The sequence below is a fragment of the Variovorax sp. P1_H12_2 genome (assembly GCF_056405335.1).
Genome location: NZ_JBFUCI010000527.1, coordinates 1 through 3,786 on the forward strand (window position 1 = coordinate 1; position 3,786 = coordinate 3,786).

A 3,786-nucleotide genomic window follows, 5' to 3' on the forward strand; every position below is an offset into this window, starting at 1 on the left:
GCATCAGCCAGGGCACCATCAAGCCCATGATGGACGTGGTGGTGATGGAAGGCCCGGACGGCAAGACCGTCAAGGGCCGCGTCAACCAGGTGCTGACCTTCCAGGGCCTGGAGCGTGTGCAGGCCACCGAGGCCGGCCCGGGCGAGATCGTGCTGATCAACGGCATCTCCGACATCGGCATCGGCGTCACCGTGACCGACCCGTCGAACCCGGCACCGCTGCCGATGCTCAAGGTCGACGAGCCGACCCTGACCATGAACTTCTGCGTCAACACCAGCCCGCTGGCCGGCCGCGAAGGCAAGTACGTCACCAGCCGCCAGATCTGGGACCGCCTGCAAAAGGAACTGCAGCACAACGTGGCGTTGCGCGTGAGCGAGACCGACGAGGAAGGCATCTTCGAGGTCATGGGCCGAGGTGAACTGCACCTGACCATCCTGCTGGAGAACATGCGCCGCGAAGGCTTCGAGATGGCCGTGTCCAAGCCGCGCGTGGTGTTCCGCGAGATCAACGGCGAGAAGCACGAGCCGATCGAACTGGTCACGGCCGACATCGAGGATCAGCACCAGGGCGGCGTGATGCAGGCGCTGGGCGAACGCAAGGGCGAACTGGTCAACATGGAACCGGACGGCMGCGGCCGCGTGCGCCTCGAGTACCGCATTCCGGCTCGGGGCCTGATCGGCTTCACCAACGAATTCCTGAACCTGACGCGCGGCTCGGGCCTGATCTCGAACATCTTCGACAAGTACGAACCGTTCAAGGGCGAGATCGGCAGCCGCAAGAACGGCGTGCTGATCTCGATGGACGACGGCGAGATCTTCACCTACGCGCTGGGCAAGCTGGACGATCGCGGCCGCATGTTCGTGCGCGCCAACGATCCGGTGTACGAAGGCATGATCGTCGGCATCCACAGCCRCGACAACGACCTGGTGGTCAATGCCACGCGCACGAAGCAGCTGACCAACTTCCGGGTCTCGGGCAAGGAAGATGCGATCAAGATCACGCCACCGATCGAACTCACGCTTGAATACGGCGTCGAGTTCATCGAGGACGACGAACTGGTCGAGATCACGCCCAAGAGCGTGCGCCTGCGCAAGCGCTACCTGAAGGAACACGAGCGCAAGCGCGCTTCGCGCGACTGAGTTCGAAGGCCATGGGCAAACCTGGGTCCAGGCYGGCGCCGGGCCGCCCCAAGGCGGCCTGCGGCCCCCTCGGGGGGCAGCGACCACACGAAGTGGGGAGCGTGGGGGCCAGGCTGACTCATGGACGGGCCGTTTGGCTGATGGTCGTCGTGACCCTGATGTGGGCCACGGCCGGCGTCGTCACGCGGCACCTCGAGCATGCGCGCAGCTTCGAGGTCACCTTCTGGCGCAGCTTCTTCACCTTGCTGTCGCTGGCCGTGATCCTGCCGCTCTGGCAGGGCCGCGCGGTGTTCTCGAAGATTCGCCAGGGCGGGCGCGAGCTGTGGATCTCCGGCGTCTGCTGGAGCGTGATGTTCACGGCCTTCATGGTCGCGCTCACGCTCACCAGCGTCGCCAACGTGCTGGTGACGATGGCACTGGGCCCATTGCTGACGGCGCTCGGCGCCAGGATCTTCATCGGCCACAAGCTGCCGGCGCGGACCTGGGCGGCCATCGTCGTGGCCGGCCTCGGCATCGGCTGGATGTACGGCACCCAGCTCGGCGAGGGGCAACTGCTCGGCACCCTGGTGGCGCTGTGCGTGCCGCTGGCCGGCGCCTGCAACTGGACCGTGGTGCAGCATGCCCATGCCAAGGGCCACGACATCGACCTGGTGCCGGCGGTGCTGATCGGTGCGGTGATCTCCACGCTCGTCACGCTGCCGCTGGCCTGGCCGTTCCAGGCCAATGCACGCGACCTCGGCCTGCTGGCCTTTCTCGGGCTGTTCCAGCTCGCGATTCCCTGTGTGCTCTCGGTGCTGTGCGCGCGGGTGCTCAAGGCCCCCGAGGTCGCACTGCTGGCCTTGCTGGAAGTGATCTTCGGCATCGCGCTGGCCTGGATCGGAGCGGGCGAGAAGCCCGAGCCCAGCGTGTTGACCGGCGGCGCACTGGTGATCGGCGCGCTGGTCTTCAACGAGCTGCTGGGCCTTCGCGACCGGCGCGAAGCCTCCAGGCGGGCCCTGCCCACGGCGCACTGAGCCTCCCATGAAAAAAAGCCGGCGCATGGCCGGCCTTTCGCATGGACGCGCCGATCAGGCGCGCCGTCTGACTCAGGGGCGAGCCACCTTCCAGACGCCGTTGAAGCCGTCACCGGTCTTGTCGCCGGCCTTGGTGTCCTTCGACCAGTAGTAGAGCGGTGCGCCCTTGTAGGCCCACTGCTTACTACCGTCGTCGCGCACGATGATCGTGTAGGCGCCCATCGGCTTGGCGGCGTCGGCCACCTTCAGTGCCGGCCAGGCGGTGGTGCAGGGACCGTTGCAGACCGACTTGCCGCTGCCGACRACGTCGCGGTCGAAGGTGTAGAGCGTCATGCCGGTCGGGCCGATCAGCACGCCGTCGGCGGTGCGGGTCGGAGTGTCCGGCGCCTTGCTGGACATGCTGCCGCAGCCGGCGAGCAGGGCGACGGCAAGAATCGAGGCGCTGAGCAGTTTCATGAAGATTTCTCCTTCGGTTAAAAAAATTCGGAATGCAGCCCGGGCAGTCTATCCGCCGCCGCTGTCGAGCTGCCGGTACACCACGGTGGCGAGGCCCAGCAATGCGTCGCGCGGCAGCGCGCCGGCCAGAGCGTAGCCGAAGCCGCGATCGACCCAGTAGAAGCTGGCCACCGGCCCCTCGGTCGCGAATCGGAAGGCGGTCTCGCCCGACCCGGACGCTGTCGCCTCGGCCAGGCTCCCGACATAGAGCGTGACCCGTTCGCCGCCGGCGTGTTCGAACATGAACTGTGCCCTGGGGCCCTGGCTGCCCGGCAGCAGACGGCCGCCGACCAGCGTGTAGCCCTGGGCCGACAGATCGGGCAGCTTCAATGGGCGGTCGAGGCGCCTGGAGAGCCACTGGATCAGGTGTTGCTGCTCGGCGGCCGCCACCTCGACCGGATGTCTTTTTTCCGGCGAGTAGACCGCGTGCGCGACGGCCGCCGCATGCACGAACTCGAAGGTGCCGGGTGCGGAGCCGGCCAGGCGAGCCGGGTCGCCGGTCGCTCGCAGCCAGTGGGAATTGCCCATCCAGCCGGCACCGAAGGCGATTGCCACGGCGGCCGCCATGCCGCCCCAGCGCAGCCAGCGCCTCTCAGCCGGACGCCGCCCGGGGGCCTGTCCCGCGGCTTGCAGCAGCGCGGCGGGGACGGGCTCGTCGAGCACCTCGCGATGCAGCCGGCGCAACGCGTCGCGCTGGGCCTGCCAGGCGTGCAGGTCTGCGTCGGTGGGCGGAGGGGGGACGTGCATGTCAGAAAGCCGGTTACTTGATCCGGTGCAAGGCGGTGCGGTTCGACACCGTCGGCACCTCGTCCATCAGCGCTTGCAGGCGCGCGCGTGCCCGCGACAGCCGCGACATGACGGTGCCGGCGGGAATGCCGAGCACCTTCGCGACCTGGGCGTACGTAAGATCCTCGAGCGCCACCAGCAGCAGCACCGCGCGTTGATCCTCCGGCAGCAGCAGCAGGCAGCGCTGCAGATCGATCGCCTGGTCGCGCTGCGAGTCGACGGCGCGCAGCTCGTGCGCCACGTCGTCGAGGTCGACCGGAGCGAGCGCCGGCGCACGCCGGAGCTGACTCGCGAACAGGTTGTGCATGATCGTGAAGAGCCAGGCCCGCAGGTCGGTGCCCAGGATCCAGAGC

5 protein-coding genes are annotated in these 3,786 nt (G+C 68.0%); 2 read left to right on the top strand and 3 right to left on the bottom strand.

Translation table 11 applies throughout. The features are described 5' to 3' along the window. Both AC1D2K_RS31610 and AC1D2K_RS31615 read left to right on the top strand, forming a co-directional pair. Positions 1–1,139, top strand: a 1,139-nt coding sequence (locus AC1D2K_RS31610; protein ID WP_478093999.1) for a large ribosomal subunit assembly factor BipA, incomplete at its 5' end; no start/stop codon positions are given. 140 nt (positions 1,140–1,279) lie between these two features. Continuing rightward, entirely contained in the window at positions 1,280–2,152 is an 873-nt protein-coding gene (locus tag AC1D2K_RS31615) for a DMT family transporter (RefSeq protein ID WP_478094001.1), read from the top strand. A gap of 72 nt (positions 2,153–2,224) precedes the next feature. Here the strand turns inward: AC1D2K_RS31615 and AC1D2K_RS31620 are convergent, their stop codons facing one another. The 3 genes from AC1D2K_RS31620 to AC1D2K_RS31630 form a co-directional block, all read right to left on the bottom strand. After that, positions 2,225–2,608, bottom strand: a complete 384-nt coding sequence (locus tag AC1D2K_RS31620; RefSeq protein WP_478094002.1) for a COG4315 family predicted lipoprotein — start codon at positions 2,606–2,608, stop codon at positions 2,225–2,227. A 48-nt stretch (positions 2,609–2,656) separates the two neighbouring features. Next, positions 2,657–3,394, bottom strand: a complete 738-nt coding sequence (locus AC1D2K_RS31625) for an anti-sigma factor family protein (protein WP_478094004.1) — start codon at positions 3,392–3,394, stop codon at positions 2,657–2,659. A 13-nt stretch (positions 3,395–3,407) separates the two neighbouring features. Beyond that, positions 3,408–3,786, bottom strand: a 379-nt coding sequence (locus AC1D2K_RS31630; protein WP_478094006.1) for an RNA polymerase sigma factor, incomplete at its 5' end; no start/stop codon positions are given.